The 16,340-nt window shown below is 50.9% G+C and carries 13 protein-coding genes; 4 read left to right on the forward strand and 9 right to left on the reverse strand.

Annotated elements, in window-relative coordinates; translation table 11 throughout:
• Positions 1-189 precede the first annotated feature (189 nt).
• Positions 190-2,748, forward strand: coding sequence for a cation-translocating P-type ATPase (locus JI741_RS15775; RefSeq protein WP_236676103.1), 2,559 nt, complete (start codon positions 190-192; stop codon positions 2,746-2,748).
• Between the two features lie 62 nt (positions 2,749-2,810).
• Here the strand turns inward: JI741_RS15775 and JI741_RS15780 are convergent, their stop codons facing one another.
• From JI741_RS15780 to JI741_RS15805, 6 genes are all read right to left on the reverse strand, one after another.
• Positions 2,811-3,488 carry a BON domain-containing protein gene (locus JI741_RS15780; protein ID WP_202011195.1) on the reverse strand — a complete coding sequence of 226 codons (678 nt, stop codon included), beginning with the start codon at positions 3,486-3,488 and terminating at the stop codon, positions 2,811-2,813.
• 75 nt (positions 3,489-3,563) lie between these two features.
• Positions 3,564-3,950 (reverse strand): response regulator, encoded by a 387-nt coding sequence (locus tag JI741_RS15785; protein ID WP_202011197.1) that lies wholly within the window; start codon positions 3,948-3,950, stop codon positions 3,564-3,566.
• Between the two features lie 113 nt (positions 3,951-4,063).
• On the reverse strand, positions 4,064-4,255 hold the full coding sequence (locus JI741_RS15790) for a hypothetical protein (protein WP_202011199.1): 192 nt from the start codon (positions 4,253-4,255) through the stop codon (positions 4,064-4,066).
• Between the two features lie 242 nt (positions 4,256-4,497).
• Positions 4,498-5,820: a hypothetical protein gene (locus JI741_RS15795; protein WP_236676104.1), complete on the reverse strand. Its 1,323-nt coding sequence runs from the start codon at positions 5,818-5,820 to the stop codon at positions 4,498-4,500.
• 53 nt (positions 5,821-5,873) lie between these two features.
• Positions 5,874-6,464, reverse strand: a complete 591-nt coding sequence (locus JI741_RS15800; protein ID WP_202011201.1) for a YceI family protein — start codon at positions 6,462-6,464, stop codon at positions 5,874-5,876.
• 449 nt (positions 6,465-6,913) lie between these two features.
• On the reverse strand, positions 6,914-8,413 hold the full coding sequence (locus JI741_RS15805) for an OmpA family protein (protein WP_202011203.1): 1,500 nt from the start codon (positions 8,411-8,413) through the stop codon (positions 6,914-6,916).
• A 774-nt stretch (positions 8,414-9,187) separates the two neighbouring features.
• Here JI741_RS15805 and JI741_RS15810 point away from each other — a divergent pair.
• The 3 genes from JI741_RS15810 to JI741_RS15820 all read left to right on the forward strand — a co-directional run bounded on the left by JI741_RS15810 (position 9,188) and on the right by JI741_RS15820 (position 11,067).
• Positions 9,188-10,000: a helix-turn-helix domain-containing protein gene (locus JI741_RS15810; RefSeq protein ID WP_202011205.1), complete on the forward strand. Its 813-nt coding sequence runs from the start codon at positions 9,188-9,190 to the stop codon at positions 9,998-10,000.
• A 95-nt stretch (positions 10,001-10,095) separates the two neighbouring features.
• The gene (locus JI741_RS15815) at positions 10,096-10,494 is read left to right on the forward strand and encodes a GNAT family N-acetyltransferase (protein ID WP_202011207.1); all 399 of its coding nucleotides are present in this window, start codon (positions 10,096-10,098) and stop codon (positions 10,492-10,494) included.
• Positions 10,495-10,503: 9 nt separating this feature from the next.
• Positions 10,504-11,067, forward strand: a complete 564-nt coding sequence (locus tag JI741_RS15820) for a dihydrofolate reductase family protein (RefSeq protein ID WP_202011209.1) — start codon at positions 10,504-10,506, stop codon at positions 11,065-11,067.
• A gap of 38 nt (positions 11,068-11,105) precedes the next feature.
• Here JI741_RS15820 and JI741_RS15825 read toward each other — a convergent pair whose 3' ends face one another.
• From JI741_RS15825 to JI741_RS15835, 3 genes are all read right to left on the reverse strand, one after another.
• Positions 11,106-12,710 carry an arylsulfatase gene (locus tag JI741_RS15825; protein ID WP_202011211.1) on the reverse strand — a complete coding sequence of 535 codons (1,605 nt, stop codon included), beginning with the start codon at positions 12,708-12,710 and terminating at the stop codon, positions 11,106-11,108.
• A 130-nt stretch (positions 12,711-12,840) separates the two neighbouring features.
• Positions 12,841-13,836 (reverse strand): type 2 periplasmic-binding domain-containing protein, encoded by a 996-nt coding sequence (locus JI741_RS15830; RefSeq protein WP_202011213.1) that lies wholly within the window; start codon positions 13,834-13,836, stop codon positions 12,841-12,843.
• Between the two features lie 32 nt (positions 13,837-13,868).
• Positions 13,869-16,328: a TonB-dependent receptor gene (locus tag JI741_RS15835; RefSeq protein ID WP_202011215.1), complete on the reverse strand. Its 2,460-nt coding sequence runs from the start codon at positions 16,326-16,328 to the stop codon at positions 13,869-13,871.
• Positions 16,329-16,340 lie beyond the last annotated feature (12 nt).

Below are 16,340 nucleotides of genomic sequence, written 5' to 3' on the forward strand. Positions count from 1 at the left end.
GGGTTGGGTTTGTGTGAATATCCCCGCTATGTCAAACGCTGTGCCTGAGTTTCAAATCGTTGGTGACCAATATCTTAACCAAATGGAGCAGCGCAGAATTTGTTATCTTTCGCAAATTGACGAAAGGCATTAGCGAAATATCACAAATACACCGCGTCATTTTCTCGCACCGTAAACGCTTGCACCTGAATGTCATTCAACCAAAAAGCTATCGAACCAGTAGTTATGTCGGCCAATAATTTCAACATCCAAGGTCTGTCGGCCAACCAAGTCCAGGAAGCCCGCGCCCGGCATGGCTACAACCGTTTGACGTTTGAGAAGGAGAATGGATTTTTGGATGCACTGAAAAGCCTCGCCAAAGAGCCGATGGTGATCCTGTTGCTGGCGGCCTCGTCTATCTACTTTGCGAGTGGCGCCGTGGGCGATGGCATTTTTCTGGCGTCTGCCATCGTGCTGGTGTCGGCCATTTCGCTTTATCAGGATTCGCGAAGCCGCAACGCCTTGGCCAAGTTGAAAGACTTCACACAGCCGTTGTGCAAAGTGATTCGCGACGGACAAACCCTCGAGATCAAAGGCGAAGAACTGGTGGTGGGCGATAGCCTTGTGGTGGACGAAGGAACGCTGATCGCGGCCGATGGCATCATCGTGCACTCCAATGATTTTTCGGTTAACGAGTCCATCCTCACCGGCGAATCGCTGGCGGTATACAAAGATAAAACCAAAGACGATCCTTTTGTCTACAGCGGCACCACCGTGGCCAGCGGCCTGGCCATTGCTACGATCACGGCCATCGGCACCAACACTAAACTAGGACGCATCGGAAAAAGTCTGGAGAGCATTGCCGAAGAAAAGACACCGCTCGAATTGCAGATCAACAATTTCGTAAAAAAAATGGTGATTGTCGGCGTGGTGGTTTTTCTCATCGTGTGGAGCATCAACTTCCTCCATTCCAGAAACGTGCTCGACAGCTTGCTGAAGGCGTTGACGCTGGCCATGAGCATTCTGCCCGAAGAAATTCCCGTGGCCTTCACCACCTTTATGGCGCTGGGTGCCTGGCGGCTCATGAAGATGGGCATTGTGGTGAAGCAGATGAAGACCGTTGAAACCTTGGGGAGTGCCACCGTGATTTGCACAGACAAAACGGGAACCATTACCGAAAACAAAATGAGCCTCGCGAAACTGTTCGTGATGGCCTCACAGAAAATCACCGCCGCAGAAGATGCAGCAACAGACCTCGAAAAACAACTCGTGCGCACAGCCATGTGGGCCAGCGAACCGATTCCCTTCGACCCCATGGAAAAAGCATTGCACGAAGCCTATGCACGACTGTTTCCGGTTGACGAACGTCCGCACTACACGATGGTGCATGAATATCCACTGAGTGGCAAACCACCCATGATGACACACCTCTTCGAAAACCGCGAGGGTCAACGCATCCTCGCCACCAAAGGAGCACCCGAAGCCATCGCCAATGTTTCAGGCCTCACACCGGCCGAACTGCAACAGGTCGACAACGCCATTGCGATGCTCACAGCCGACGGCTATCGCGTGCTAGCCGTGGGTGAGGCTCCGTTTGCCGGAAACAATTATCCCGCCACCCAACAGGAATTCAAATTCAATTTCAAAGGCATGGTGGCGTTCTATGATCCGCCCAAGAAAAATATCGGCGCCGTACTACAGGATTTTTACGCTGCCGGCATCCAGGTGAAAATTGTGACGGGCGACAACACTGCAACCACCACCGCCATTGCACGGCAGGTCAACTTTAGCGGCTCTGAAAAAAGCATCACTGGTGAAGACCTCATGAAACTGTCGGACACCGCGCTGCGCGAAAAAGTTTCGGACACGTTCATCTTCACACGCATGTTTCCGGAAGCAAAACTGAAGATCATCAACGCCCTGAAAGCCCAACACGAAATTGTGGCCATGACCGGCGATGGCGTGAACGACGGCCCCGCGCTGAAGGCCGCCCACATCGGCATTGCCATGGGCAAGAAAGGAACCGAGATCGCCAAACAATCGGCCTCACTCATCCTGGTGAACGACGACCTGTCGAAAATGGTCGATGCCGTGGCTATGGGCAGAAAAATATACACCAACCTCAAGAAAGCCATTCAGTATATCATTTCCATTCACATCCCCATTGTGCTCACCGTGTTTATGCCGCTGGTGCTGGGGTGGATATATCCCAACATCTTTTCGCCGGTGCACATCATCTTCCTGGAATTGATTATGGGGCCGACGTGTTCCATCATTTACGAAAACGAGCCGATGGAGAAGAACACCATGGTTCAGAAACCAAGGCCGTTCACCAGCTCGTTCTTCAACGGACGTGAACTGGGCACCAGCATCGTGCAAGGGCTCGTAATCACCCTGGGCACACTCCTCACCTATCGCTATGCTGTGGCACAGGGATGGAGCGAGGCGGTTACACGCTCCATGGTATTTTCGGCGCTGATCGCCGCCAACATTTTTCTCACGCTGGTGAACCGTTCTTTCTATTATTCAATCCTCACCACCATCCGCTACAAGAATAATCTTGTGATGCTCATCATCGGCATCACGCTGGCTATCACCACTCTGTTGCTCTACGTGAAGCCGTTAGCTGTCTTCTTTAACTTTGACGCGCTGAATGTCCTGCAACTGGGTTGGAGCATCGGCGCAGGGTTCGTTTCGGTGATCTGGTATGAGCTTGTGAAATGGCGGGGGCGCAGAAATCAGCGCGGGGCGCTGCATAGGGACAGATAACGATCAACGCGTGCGACCCTCGTGTTTCCCAAAAAACGAGTTTATAAAAACGATTTCACTTCCTACAAGGCAACCCAGGAGTAGTCGTGTTCGACCGACAATTTATTTTCAACGGACTCGACACCGGGCGCTTGCCACGCTATCTTGCTTGCCGCATCGCGTTCGTACCACGAGGTAACGATGCCACCGAGGGTAACGCGTGTGCCCGTGACGTTGACGTTGATGTTTTCTGCGTTAATGGACCAATGGCGCTTCAGGGCATTTTCTATTTCCACGGCTTCCACCGCGGCTTTCGATTCGGACTTTATGGTGATGTTCATCGAAATTCCTTTCACGCCCGTAAGGCCAGTCACGGCATGCTCTGCAGCCACGCGTTGGTAGTGCCAGGGCAGTTCGCCGGTGAGCGTGATCCAGCCATCTTCTACCTTCAGCGTCACATGGCCTTGCGGAACTTGCCCGTTCCACTTCAGAGCATTCATCATGACGCGCGTAAGCTCGGCGTCGGTCACCTTTTTTTCATTTCCAAACGCAACATCAATCCGATCAACGACGGCTTTCACGCCGGTGATATTCTTAACAGCCAGTTCCGCTTCTGTCTTTTTAGAATAGCTATCAACAATGCCACTCAGCGTGACGATGCCGTCTTTGACCGATACATCAATCTGGGTGGCGTGCAACAGCGGCTCCCAAACCAATGCCGTTTGAATATCTTTCTGCAATTGTTCGTTTGTCTTTGTCATTTCGTTATTGGTGCTCGTCGACTGTTATGCAAAGTGGCGACATCCGTTATTTTAGTATAATAAAGCAGCATCAGCCTATCCCGCCACTTGCAGCGTCTGCCGCAGTGCATTGCGAAAGGTTTCCAGACTGCTTGTCTTTTCAATGAATGCCACCGCGCCAAGCCCACGCACCTGCTCGCGATGCGCCACAGACGACGACAGCATGATGACCGGAACACCATTGATGGCCGGGTCCTTGGCAATCTCCGACAAACACTCAATGCCATTCATCACCGGCATATTAATGTCCATGAAGATCACGCTGGGAAGTGTCAATGCGCGCTGAAGTCTTTCAATGGCTTGTCTTCCGTTGTGAACCACATCAAACAAAATCGTATCCTTGATGTCGGTCAGGGCATCGATAAATAATTCCTGATCATCGCGATCATCCTCCACAAGCAGAATGGTTTTCAGAGATTTCATATTGGGATAGGTTAAATAAGATTTACCAAAAACTCCTAGACGACTAAGGATCTCCCGACAATTACAAAGAAATGCTGACAAAGCAACGGTGCAGCGCGAATGGGCTAGACCCCTCAAACGCGAGTGCTATCCTGAAATGTGACGGCCGACCTCAACTCGCGTTCAAAATACACGAGCTCTTTTCGTCGACCACCTTCCTGGGTCTTGCAATAGTACAGTCCGTCTTCGCAACGCATAATGATCAGTTTGTTTGTGGGACGCGTTCTCTCGATAACAATCTCGCCTTCCCGAAATTTAGTTTCCATATCCTTGCGATTTAAAGTTCACTGTCAGGTCAGGCGGCTACCGGAAAATCAAAGGACGGGATTTTGATTCCCGTCCTTCAAATCAAACAACTATATATACACTGAGCACTGGGGATTGCGTTTTTTTACGGCGCTGAATTGCCTATACAAAGATGACTATATCGACCTTTGAATCATTATACGGCTAAAAGAGATTCTTATATAAGTCACAGGTACACGATCACCACAATCGACACCAATCGTCAGAATCCAATGGACGCCTGAATGATGTAACCGTTAAACTTTCCACCGGCGCGGATGTCGGTATCGGCAAAGTCGCTGTATTGCTGTTGGGTATATTCCGCTTTCAGCATGATGTTCCGCGTAATAAACCATCCGGCCGATGCTGCCACGCGGTGTATCGTGATGTCGGAGCCATAGCGCGGAGGCGTGGCCGTCACGGAGTTATACCTTCCGCCGATCCAGAAATTTTCGCGGTGGCGGGGGAAGCGATAAATCAGGTCGATGGCATATTGTTTTGCCGTGCGCCGGGTTCGTTCGGTGATGATTCTGCCACGCGCCATCTCGTAGGTGGCCAGCATTTCAAGCCCATGGTATTTCAGAAACGGATTGATCATGAAGGTGGTGACCTGTTGACTGAACTGCGGATTGTAGCGTCCCGAAAAGGCATTATCGCCCACGGTGGCCTGCGTGTTCTCCATCACGTACACATAGTGCGAGCCGGTTCGATCGCCGAAGAACAACGTGTTGCTTGCTGTGCTTTTCACTGCATAGAAGGAACCCGTGAGCCTGAAACGGAATGCAGAGGTCAGTTGCTTGTCGAACCCCAATTTGCCGTGAAACGCCGGCGCATAGGTGTTCAATTTCTGTGTGGCCGAATCGATCTTCGCAGATTTCACGACGGTTGGATTAAGCTCGCCGTTGGTGATGCCGAGCATAACCATCAGGCCGTTGGGGTGATGATAGTATACCTCCCCGCCAATTTCGGTGGCAAACTCGTCCATGATATAGTTTTCGACAAAGGGATTATATATGGCATTGCCTCCGTCGGTGCGGCGATAGTGCTGGTCGCCATAGTCCAGCTCATAGTCGCCGATCTTGATGGTGATGTTCTTCATGATGTTGTCGATCACCGCGCTGTGAAAGAAAAGCAATTTGTCGAATTGAATGTAGCCACCCTTCACCCACGTTTCTTCGTGATGGCGCGACGATAAATACAACGTCAGGTTCATGCGAATGCCATCCGCGAGTTGCGCATCAACATTCAGGTTTGCCATGGCGCGGTTAAAGCCGTTGGTCAACCCCATGAGCTGGTTTGTATTCACGCCATCCACCACAACCGGCGTGGCCGTATTGGAATGACGAAGGCCCTGAAAGTCTTGCGTGAAATTGCCACCGATTCTCACTTTCATATCGGTAAACTGCGTGGTGTCGTGTTTGGTGGTTTCAAAAACATGAAGTCCGTCCTGGCTGTTGGGCCGGAAATATTGTATGGCCGGTTGTCCGCTGGCCACACCGGCAACGAGTGAAAGAAATGAAATGGTGATGCTCTTGATGCTGTTCATGGGGCTAATGCGGTGGGATTTAGAAATGGAGAATGCGGGATGCGCGATGGCGTTCACTTCGTATACACCACCGTGAAATCAAGCGTAATATCGTCGCCGGTTCGCATGGCACCCAGCATAAAGGATGGAGGTTTAACGTTGTAGTCGGTCATCTTCAACTGATCGGACCCCGAGCAGGTGATCGTGGCATCGGCGTTCACAACACAAAAAACATCCATAGCCACTTTGTTGGTCACGCCCGCGATTTCCAGATTGCCGGTGGTGACAACATGATAGGTATGGTCTTTTTCAGGCGATACTTTTGCCGAGATGAGCGTATAGGATATGTTTTTAAACTGGTCCGTCTTCAGCGCTTTGTAAGCATTCCGATCCAACGCTTTTTCGTCGCTTGTCAGGCTCAGCACATCCAGCTTCATCGTCAGCGAATGAATGCCATCAATTTGATTTTGATGACCCGGTGCAAAACTGAATTGCGCCGATCCCGTGAGTGTCTTCGTGTTCATAGACCACTTGTGAAGGGTGGACGTGCCTGACAATTTCATATCGAGTTCTTTCGAATCGCGAATGGTGTAAACAGTCTGCGCCTTCACCACCGTAAGCGTTGCGGCAACACAAACAAGGCCTAAAATAAATCTGGAGTACATGTGATTCCCGTTAAACAAGGGAACGTAAATGTGCGGCTAACGGGGCCAATCCTGTTATGCAATAAAATCGAATAGTTACATGATTCACGCTTCGGAAACAAAAAACTGAGCCGCTACAACACGCTGCCGCAAAAAAAAGGAGAGCTGTTGAAATTCAACAGCTCGGGGCTCCCAACATATACAGATATCTCTATGAAGATGTCCACAAATTCGAGGACAGAATGATCTATGCTCAGTGTAGGCAGTATCCTAAAGATGGGTGTTGGCCATTTTCCATTTCTTACATCCATGCTCAAAACATTTACATTTTTCACACATTTCAAAAACGACGATGTTTTCAAAAAGATAACCACGTTTCGAAACATGACACCAGATGGGACAAAAAAAGAGTGAATAACACCGTGTCATTCACTCTTGATCTTTAAAGGAAACTCTGTAACCCTATGAGACTACTTTAAAATCAGCTCCAGCGCCACTCTTCTGTTTTGCGCTCTGCCTGCTGCGGTGGCGTTTGTTGTGATGGGTTGATCCTCGCCATAGCCGGTGGCTTCAATTCTGCTTTCGGAAACACCTTTGCGGGTAAGGTATGCTTTCACAGCGTCAACCCGGGCCTGCGACAATTTGAGATTGGCGGCATTGCTGCCATTGGCATCGGTGTGTCCACCCATTTTTAAATTGTAGTCCTTATATTCTTCCAGTATGCTCGTCACTTCGTCGAGCATAGGGAACGACGATGCCTTGAGTACGGCTTTGCCGGTTTCGAACGTGATGCCGCGCATGGCAAAGTTCAATCGCTTCTTCACTTCTTCTTTCACCACGGGACAACCGCTGTTTGCGGGGTCACCTTTCGACTGGGGACATTTGTCTAAAGCATCCGTCACGCCATCGCCATCGCTGTCGGCAGGGCAACCGGTTTCATCCACTTTAACACCCTTCTCAGTGTCGGGACATTTGTCTTCCGAATCCTGCACACCATCACTGTCGGTGTCGGCGCAGCCTTCAAAGATGTCGAGACCGGCAAGGTTGGGACATTTATCTTTCGCATCTTCAATGCCGTCGCCATCCGTGTCGGGACAACCGGCAAAACGAGTAACACCTGGCACATCGGGACATTTATCGTCAAGGTCCGCCACGCCATCCTTATCTTTGTCGGGGCATCCATCGAGCAACGTCGAGCCGGCCAACATGGGGCACTTGTCGAGATAGTCGGCCACGCCATCGGTGTCAGTGTCTACCGGACATCCTTTCGAATCCACCTTGGCAGTAGAAGGGGTGTCGGGGCATTTGTCTTTCTTGTCCGACACGCCATCTTTGTCAGTGTCGGCTGGTTTACGGAAATTAAAGATAAGTCCTGCGCTGTGTTGCAGGTACAAATCGTTGCCACCGTTGTCAACACCATCCCACGCATCATAGAGCGGAGCGTTCAGCGTGTTGGCTACTTCAAGACCCACACGGTCGTTGAATTGAAACAAGATGCCGGCGCCCACGGCGAGGTTGCCTTTAAGTTCGCCATCGGAGATTTTGGCCGCACTCAAGTCATTAAATTGTTTGGAGTTGATATACGCTCCACCAATACCCGCCACCAGAAATGGCGCAATGGCCGCGTCCTCCTTAAAAATATAGCCGTTATTAAACTTGTATTTCAACTTCAAATTCACGCCATAGATGTCCGCATCAAACCCCTCGGTCTTGAGATCGTTTTGATACCGCAGCTGGTTAAACGAAATCTTCTCCACCAAATTAAAAGAAGAATTCAAATACTGCTGAAACGACAGCGCACCACCCACTTGTCTGTCTTTGAAACTATAGAAGTGATGCTTGTTGCCATTCAGATCGCCATCATACTCGGACATGGTGATGTGGAAGCCAATGGCCCCACTTTGTGCCCGCACTTGTTGCCATGTGATTAGACTGATCACACAACACATCAGAAATAATTTTTTAATCATACATTTTCATTTTTAGTTATTCATTTTCAATACTTCGTGTTCTTCATCCACTACTTCAAACGCGCGCCGAAGTGCCTTATCTTTGAACTCTTGTACGTCAATGCTATCCGCATCGATTGTTTTTAAATACACTTCCAGCAGGACACTTTCAACTTCGGTCTGGCCTTCAGATGCAACGATGATCGATCATGTTACAAAGGTGGGGCTAGGGGCCGGAAGACACCTTACACAATGTGCTCATATTGTTACATGGGTCACACCTTCAGTCGCCGGTTTTTTTAATGTATTGACAACGAGTGTCCGTGGCACCATTCAATGAATGTGCGGGTGGCTTCTGCGTTGTTTGCAAACCCTCGGTTGCACTTGCCCGCGTTAGCTTCTCCATAAATTATGATCGTTGTTTACAAGGGTCTGAGAAAAACTATGCCGCTTTCCCCCTCCAACACACTTCGCGTGCATTTGAAATCGGCAGTGAACCGATGCGCAGCAACACACAATCACAAACCCCGCGATAGGGGCTGTAAAGATCGATTCCGAAGAAAACCCTTATCAAAATAAAATATCACATCAACACTACCGTGGCGGCGTTGAATGAAGACGTCACCACCAAAACGGGCATTAAAGTTCACGTTATCGGAATTAATAGTCTCACGATCACACCGCTATATTTTCATGTTTGGAATGGCGCTTGTGGTTGTCGCAGCCTCTTCCCTGCCCTCACGTTGTCCATCTGGCAGCCAGGTATTATCTTTGACTAACGTCCGCGACTTCGCTATGATCTCTATTCAAACGCACGCACCCCTGGCGCTTTCTCCGCTCATCAAATCGTTCTGGCGTCTTCAGGTGTCCGAACGATTGGGCCAGCCCTACGTGGAAGACATTCTGCCGGATGGTCATCCGGAAATTATCCTGCATGCAAACACATCGCCCGTGCGCAGGAAAAGCGGAAGCAAAACGTGGCAGGCGGACCCGGCGGCCTATTTTACCGGGCAATACACAAAAAGCTACACACAGGCCTTGCGCCCGGGCACGGTTCTCTATGGCGTCCGGTTTCATCCGCACACACAGGCTTTGTTCTACAACCTTCCGGACTTGTCAACAGATACGCTACTGCCCCTTGCTGATATTGATTCAACCGACACGCTCGCAAGCTGCGTCCACGAAGATGCCGGAAAAACCTTTTCACGACTGGAGAAGATGTTTACAAAAAAAGCGGCGCGTGTAAAAAACAAAACCGATGCTTTTCAATATGTTGATGCCGCCATCCGAAACATCATGATGCACAACGGAAATGTGAAAATCCAGCAGCTCGAAAAAATCACAGGCGTATCGTCGCGTCATCTTGAAAAGTCGTTTCAGAAATTTGTGGGGCTTCGGCCAAAACAATTTTGCAACGTGATCCGCTACAGCCACTTTATTTCCTTTCGCGAAAAAAACCCTCACATGACGTTGACGACCTGTGCACTCGAAACCGGATTTTATGATCAATCCCAACTCATCCACCTCTCGCAGCCTCTCAGCGGACAATCGCCAAAGGCCTACTTCAACACCCCGAACCACATCAATACATTTTTTCTGAAGCCCTGACCGGCAGTTCGGATTTCGACAATTTTTCGACACCGCGTCGCTGTAGTTTTACAGTCGAACGATGAACAAAATTCAACATCAAACCCGAACAAACCATGGAAATAGTGTATGCCACCAACCGTATGCCCACGCCCGCGCAGGTCATCGAACTCTACACGCAAGCCAATCTGCCACGGCCCACGCACGATGTCACACGGATGCAGCAAATGTTTGACAACTCAAACCTCGTTATCACGGCATGGCATGGAGATATGCTTGCAGGAGTTTGTCGTTGTGTCACCGATTGGGTGTGGTGTTGCTACTTGGCCGATCTCGCCGTCAGTCCTGTTCACAAAAAAAGTGGTATCGGCAAAAAAATGATCAGTCTCACAAAAGAACTTGTGGGTGAACAATCCATGATCCTGTTGCTGTCGGTTCCGGACGCGATGGAATATTATCCGAAAGTAGGATTCACAAAAGAAAACCGTGGCTTCATCCTGAACCGTACACAATAAAAAACGAATATGCGAAAAATCATTCTGGACCTCGCCGTCTCACTCGACGGCTTCATTGAAGGACCACACGGCGAGACTGATTGGTGCGTCATGCCCGACGCGGCCGATCCCGGCACCGGATCGCCTTTCGACCGGTTCCTCTCGGGCATAGACACCATCTTCTATGGCCGCGTGAGCTACGACCTTTGGGGCCAGTATCAGCCCGACACCGGTGCTTCTGGTGAAGCGTTAAAACTTTGGAAGGGCGTGCACAGCAAAAGCAAGTACGTGTTCACGAACACGCCAACACCCGATAGCGACAAGGCAACCTACATCACATCAAACATCGCCGAGTCTGTTCAGGCCATAAAGAATAAACCCGGCAAAGATATCTGGCTTTACGGTGGCGCGAGCCTCATCACCACGTTCATCAATCTCGGCCTCATCGACACCTATCAGCTTGCCGTGCATCCCGTTCTGCTGGTCAGTGGCAAGCCGCTCTTTGCCAACGTCAAAACCAGAGTAGGCTTAACCTTAAACCATGTTGTGTCATCCAAGTCGGGTGTGATCCTGTTGCAGTATGATGCGCGATAGAAACCGGAATCGCTTCGCGGTGTGCCCTGCGCGTCGCGCTATTTCTGTCCCGGAATCGTCATGGGTTGTGTTGGCTTGATCTTGTCGTAGGGAACAACATCGGTACGCTCGGCCCATTGGAAATAATCTTTGGAAAGCTCGTCTACCACCAATGGGAATTTCGCGGCCACGTCGGTTGTCTCGCCGCGATCGGTGTCGAGGTCATACAGCTCCCAGGTAAAGCTGGGATAGGTCGACACGATCTTCCATTTTCCTTTTCGCACGGCGCGGTTGCCGGCCCGTTCCCAGAATAAAGGCTCACCCCGAACCACCTCTTGCGTTTGTCCGCGAAGCACAGGCAACAGGCTCTTGCCCACCAACGGATGTGGCGTGATCTTTTGCGCGCTCACATATTTTGCACCGGCCAGGTCGTAGAAGGTCGGCGCAATGTCTATCAGGTGCCCTGTGCCTTTCACAATGGCACCGCCCTTAATCTCCTTGGGAAACCACGCGATGAACGGGCTGCTGATGCCGCCTTCGTGCATGTTGTTTTTATATTGACGAAACGGTGTGTTTGACAGGTAGGCCCAGTTTTGTTCCTGGTAGTCGTAGCTGCCCGGCGTTCCCACGGGTCCCGAGTTGCGCGAAGGCTTGCGTGCGTTGCCCGCATAACCACCCTGTGCACCGTTGTCGGAGATGAAGATGATGAGTGTGTTGTCGTCTTTCTTCAGTTGCTTCAGGGTGCTCAGCAAGCGGCCAATGCTTTGATCCACACGGTCAAGCATGGCGGCATACACTTCCATCTTCGCCTTCCAGTATTGTTTTTGATCAAACGTCAGATAATCCCAACGGGGCACTTCCGGATCGTGGGTGGCCACGCGTTGACCTGCTGGCAAAATGCCAAGTTCTTTTTGGCGGGCAATGCGTTGCTGGCGCAGCGAGTCCCAGCCAATGTCATACACGCCTTTGTATTTGGCAATGTCTTCGGGCAACGCCTGCAACGGCCAATGGGGTGCGTTGAATGCGAGGTAGAGAAAGAAGGGCTTGGTGGTTTTGCTTTGCTCTGTCAAAAACTCCAGCGCGTTGTCGGTGATCTTGTCGGTGAGATATTCACCGGGCTTAAGCTTTTCTTTCTTATTGTTTTTCACAAGTACCACGGGCGCTGCTTTTCCATATTCACCAATGTCAAAGAAATCGCTGGCTCCGGGAATGAAACCATAGAAGCGGTCGAAGCCGCGTTGGTTGGGCCAGGCCAGGCTGTCTTTGCCAAGATGCGACTTGCCCGACATCAATGTACTATAACCATTCTGACGAAGCACTTCTGCCAACGTAAGCGACTCTTTGTTCAGATAGCCCTGATAGGCCGGCAACCCGAGGTTCACATCAAAGTAGCCCATGCCTGCGCGGTGTGGATATTGGCCCGTGAGCAACGACGCGCGCGTAGGCGCACAAATGGAGTTGTTATAAAATTCGCGAAAGCGTGTGCCTTCGGCGGCAAGCTTGTCGAGGTTGGGTGTTTTGATTTCCGAACCATACGAACCGATGTCCGAATAGCCCATGTCATCGACCATGATCAGGATGATGTTGGGTTTGGTTGCTTTTTGTGCAAAGGTGGCTGCACAAAAAAATGTGACCGCGAAAATTGTGATGACGAAATGTTTCATATGCAAGAAGATGTGGCTATGGGAGAAGATACGCAATATCCCGCACACCACCGAAGCCAATGCTGCCATCGACAGTTCAGGGCGATAAGGATCAAAGAAGCGATGCTATTCGTTTAACAAAATTTTAAGATTACGGTTGAGCCGGTGCTTTTCTGGCAGACCGCGTTTTCATTAACGCGTCGGCACCCTCGCACGACGAAACCGAAATGGCTTTGAAGGTGGCCGCGGCAATGGTGCGTTGCTCCTGCAGAACCTTTTCGTTTAGGGTCAGAAAGCCTGATGCGTGGTTAAAGGTCTGGCCTTTTGTTAACACCCAGTTCAGAAAAATTCCGGCCGCTGTGTTGGGCGATGTTTTGTTGAACAACACGTTCACGCGTTCGTCCACAAACTTTGCGTTGTTGGTTTTTTCGACATAGCCAATCACGTTGTCGAGTGTGGCATAGACTTGTTCGTCTTTGTCCACCTTGCCGTTCTCGTTCAAGTCGAGGGGAATCACGGCGAGGCCGTCCACTACTTTGCGGGTTTTCACATCGTAGATAAAACCCAGGTTGTTAAACGACACGCCGTTGGGGTCGTTCTTCACCGCGCTGGCCAGATCCTGATCGTCGCCTTTCACCCCTGTGCCCTGAATGGCCTTGGGGTCGTTGCCAAAATGTGCGGCAAATGTTTTCGCAGCACAGGCAGGTTTGTCGCGTGTGTATACGGTGATGGGCGACGGCGCCTGTGTTGACGCAAAGAAATTTGGAGGCGTTGGCGAGAAGTACAACGACTTAAAATCGCTTTCACTAAACCCACGCGCCTGCCATTGCGCCAGGTCGGCACGCTTGCTGTTGGCCACGGGCAACTGCACATAACGTGTGATGGCCACACCCCTGCGGTTGTTTTCCAGGTCCTTGCTTGTCAACGCATAGGCGGCGATGGTAAAGTCAATGCTGTCGGCCGGAGCGTTGGGCGCGATAGACACGTTTATCTGCGGGTATTCCTTTTTGAATTCCTCGATCCATTTGTTCACCAATGGATACGCGAGGCGTGTGCCACGAATCTTCACGATGCCGCTTTCGGTCGACTGGGCAACCGCCAGCGACGCGCTCGCCAGGAGCAAGAGGAAGGCTATTGTTTTTTTCATGATGGTATTGGTGTTATTATTTTTATGCGTTGTTAAAATTCCTTTTCACCGAATTCGCTTTCCGTGAACTTCAGCTTCTTTCCGATCTTGTTCAGCTGAAAACCGAAGTTGATGCGAAAAACATCCACCTCCTGAGTATAGTCGGTGGAACTATAAAAATCCGCGCCGCGCGTGGTGATGCGTTGTGCGTTCGAACCGAACACGCCGAGGTCTATGTTCTGCCATTGCAGGCTAAGCGAGCCCTGCCCTTTCAGAATTGTTTTTTTTACCGTGGCCGTGGGAATCACAAACCTGGAATCCACGCCCTGCGCCGTCACCGTTTCGGAGGTATAGTTCAGCGTCCACTGCAAGGTTAGGGTGGGCGATAACCGGAACGTGGTGTTGGCATTGATGGAATAGTTCACACTGCTGGTGTTCACGTCGGCATTGAACACGGTGCCCTGAATGTTGTAGGTATACACATTGCCGCCGGCAAACAGCGACCACCATGCCGTCAGCTTCAGGTCCGCGCCGGCCTCCAATCCAAACGCGTGCGCGTTGCCCGCGTTGGTGTAGGTGCGCAGCAAAATGGTGTCGTTATAGAGCGTGTTCACGCGGTTGATCACATGCTGCGTGTTTCGATAATACACATTGGCAAACACCGAGCCCTTGTTAAAATCCTTCACGCCACCCAACTCCACCACGTCGATATATTCCGGCAGCAAGTTCGGATCGCCAATCTCGATGGTCTCCGAATGCCGGCGCGCCGGAAAAGGATTCATCATGTTGGATGTGGTGTGCGCAATGCGACGACTGTAACCGGCCTTTAGCTTGTAGCCACGGTTGAGCGTGTAGAGCACGTTGGCGCTGGGAAATAAATTCAGCCGCTTAAACACATAGGGATCGGCTACGCTCTTGTCGGTGAGCACGCGATTCACCTCTTCCAATCTCAGGCCGGCGGTGTAGGACAACTTTCCAACCTCGTTCGAAAACTGGCTATAGAGCGAATGGATGTTCCGCGTGAGGCGGATGGTGCTGCTCAGGTCGTCGCGCACAAACCAGGTGTCGTTTTGCAAATCGCGCTGGCTATACACGAAGTCACCTTTATGCAGCAGGTAGCGGTATTGATAGCCCGCTTCAAATTTTCCTTTTTTTCCAACCGGCAGTGCATAGTCTGCTTTGAGGCGTGCGCCGTTCAGCGGATTGTTTTCCTGCATGTCGGCTTCGTTATACACATGCGCGTGCTGCTCGGGGTTCACGTCACGGTTGTGGGTCGGGCCACCTAAAATTGTTTTCTCATACAAACCCGACACAGCCAGTGTGGCGCCTTTGGGAAACGTGTGTGTATAGTCAAGATTGGTCACCACAAAATCGCCTTTGCGTTCGCGCAGGTTTTCGTTGAAGTAGTCCAGCGCATCAATGGGTGCACCAGTGGTCTCGTCAACACGTTTTTGTTGGTAAAGGATGTTTGCTTTTCTGAACTGCGATTTTTTGCCCGCATAAAATCCCGCTTCAACCAGGTTGTTCTTGTCGGCCTGATAACTCACCACGCCTTTCACGCCATAGGAATAGGAATGATAGCTTCTTTCACCGACAGAAGGAAAGTCGGTATACACATTGTCGACATACGACTTCGCTGTGCCGTCGCGATAGCCAGCAATGTCGTCGCGTTTATAGTTGGCACTGAGGGAAGCGTTCCATTTTTGTTTTTTATAGTTGGCCGTGATATCGCCACCAAAACGGATCGGTCGCTTTTCGTTGCCATAATCTTGAACGCTAGGCAAGCCGCCTTGTGCGTTTGCCAGAATGTAGTAGCCGTCGGTAGCGCCTTTTTTTGTGGTGATGTTAATGATGCCCGCTTTGCCATCGGGATCATATTTAGACGACGGCGTGGTGATGATCTCCACACTCTCCAGCGTGTTGGCCGGCAGTTGATTCAACACCACCAGCGGGTCGGCCTGCATGGCCTTGCCGTCGAGCATCACAATAAAACCCGTTGTGCCGCGCATGGCAACATCGCCTTCGCTGTTCACGGTGAGCGACGGCAGATTACGCAGCACGTCCACCGCGTTGCCTCCCTGACTCGCCTGAAACTGCGACGCTGTGTACACCTGCTTGTCGATCTGATGATAAGCTCCCATTTTTTCGGCGCGCACTTCAATCTCGTCCAGCAACGCCCTGTTAGCCTGCAACACAATGACGCCAGCGTCCACGTGTTGTCCTTTGGTGAGCGTGATGCCCGACACGTGCTTTTCTTCGTATCCCAGAAATTGCACCTTCAGATAATACGTCCCTACCTTCACATCCTTCAGCACAAAACTTCCTTTGCTGTCGGTTAGCGCGCCCGTGGCAAGTGTGCTGTCGCTGCGATAGAGCGACACCGTAGAAAACTCCAGCGGCTGCTGTGCTGCATGTTCAAGCACAGTGCCTCCAACCGACGCCGTCTGGCCCCACGCGAAGTGCGCGGCCAGCGTGCCGATTAGAACTAATACATATATCTTCAGCGCATGCATGCTGGTTCTTCT

The sequence above is a fragment of the Chryseolinea lacunae genome, from assembly GCF_016735595.1.
In the GTDB taxonomy this organism is placed as follows: domain Bacteria; phylum Bacteroidota; class Bacteroidia; order Cytophagales; family Cyclobacteriaceae; genus Chryseolinea; species Chryseolinea lacunae.

Coding starts and splice junctions, on each gene's coding strand:
- JI741_RS15775 (WP_236676103.1), top strand. CDS start 190: ATGTCATTCAACCAAAAAGCTATCGAACCAGTAGTTATGTCGGCCAAT.
- JI741_RS15780 (WP_202011195.1), bottom strand. CDS start 3,488: ATGACAAAGACAAACGAACAATTGCAGAAAGATATTCAAACGGCATTG.
- JI741_RS15785 (WP_202011197.1), bottom strand. CDS start 3,950: ATGAAATCTCTGAAAACCATTCTGCTTGTGGAGGATGATCGCGATGAT.
- JI741_RS15790 (WP_202011199.1), bottom strand. CDS start 4,255: ATGGAAACTAAATTTCGGGAAGGCGAGATTGTTATCGAGAGAACGCGT.
- JI741_RS15795 (WP_236676104.1), bottom strand. CDS start 5,820: ATGAACAGCATCAAGAGCATCACCATTTCATTTCTTTCACTCGTTGCC.
- JI741_RS15800 (WP_202011201.1), bottom strand. CDS start 6,464: ATGTACTCCAGATTTATTTTAGGCCTTGTTTGTGTTGCCGCAACGCTT.
- JI741_RS15805 (WP_202011203.1), bottom strand. CDS start 8,413: ATGATTAAAAAATTATTTCTGATGTGTTGTGTGATCAGTCTAATCACA.
- JI741_RS15810 (WP_202011205.1), top strand. CDS start 9,188: ATGATCTCTATTCAAACGCACGCACCCCTGGCGCTTTCTCCGCTCATC.
- JI741_RS15815 (WP_202011207.1), top strand. CDS start 10,096: ATGGAAATAGTGTATGCCACCAACCGTATGCCCACGCCCGCGCAGGTC.
- JI741_RS15820 (WP_202011209.1), top strand. CDS start 10,504: ATGCGAAAAATCATTCTGGACCTCGCCGTCTCACTCGACGGCTTCATT.
- JI741_RS15825 (WP_202011211.1), bottom strand. CDS start 12,710: ATGAAACATTTCGTCATCACAATTTTCGCGGTCACATTTTTTTGTGCA.
- JI741_RS15830 (WP_202011213.1), bottom strand. CDS start 13,836: ATGAAAAAAACAATAGCCTTCCTCTTGCTCCTGGCGAGCGCGTCGCTG.
- JI741_RS15835 (WP_202011215.1), bottom strand. CDS start 16,328: ATGCATGCGCTGAAGATATATGTATTAGTTCTAATCGGCACGCTGGCC.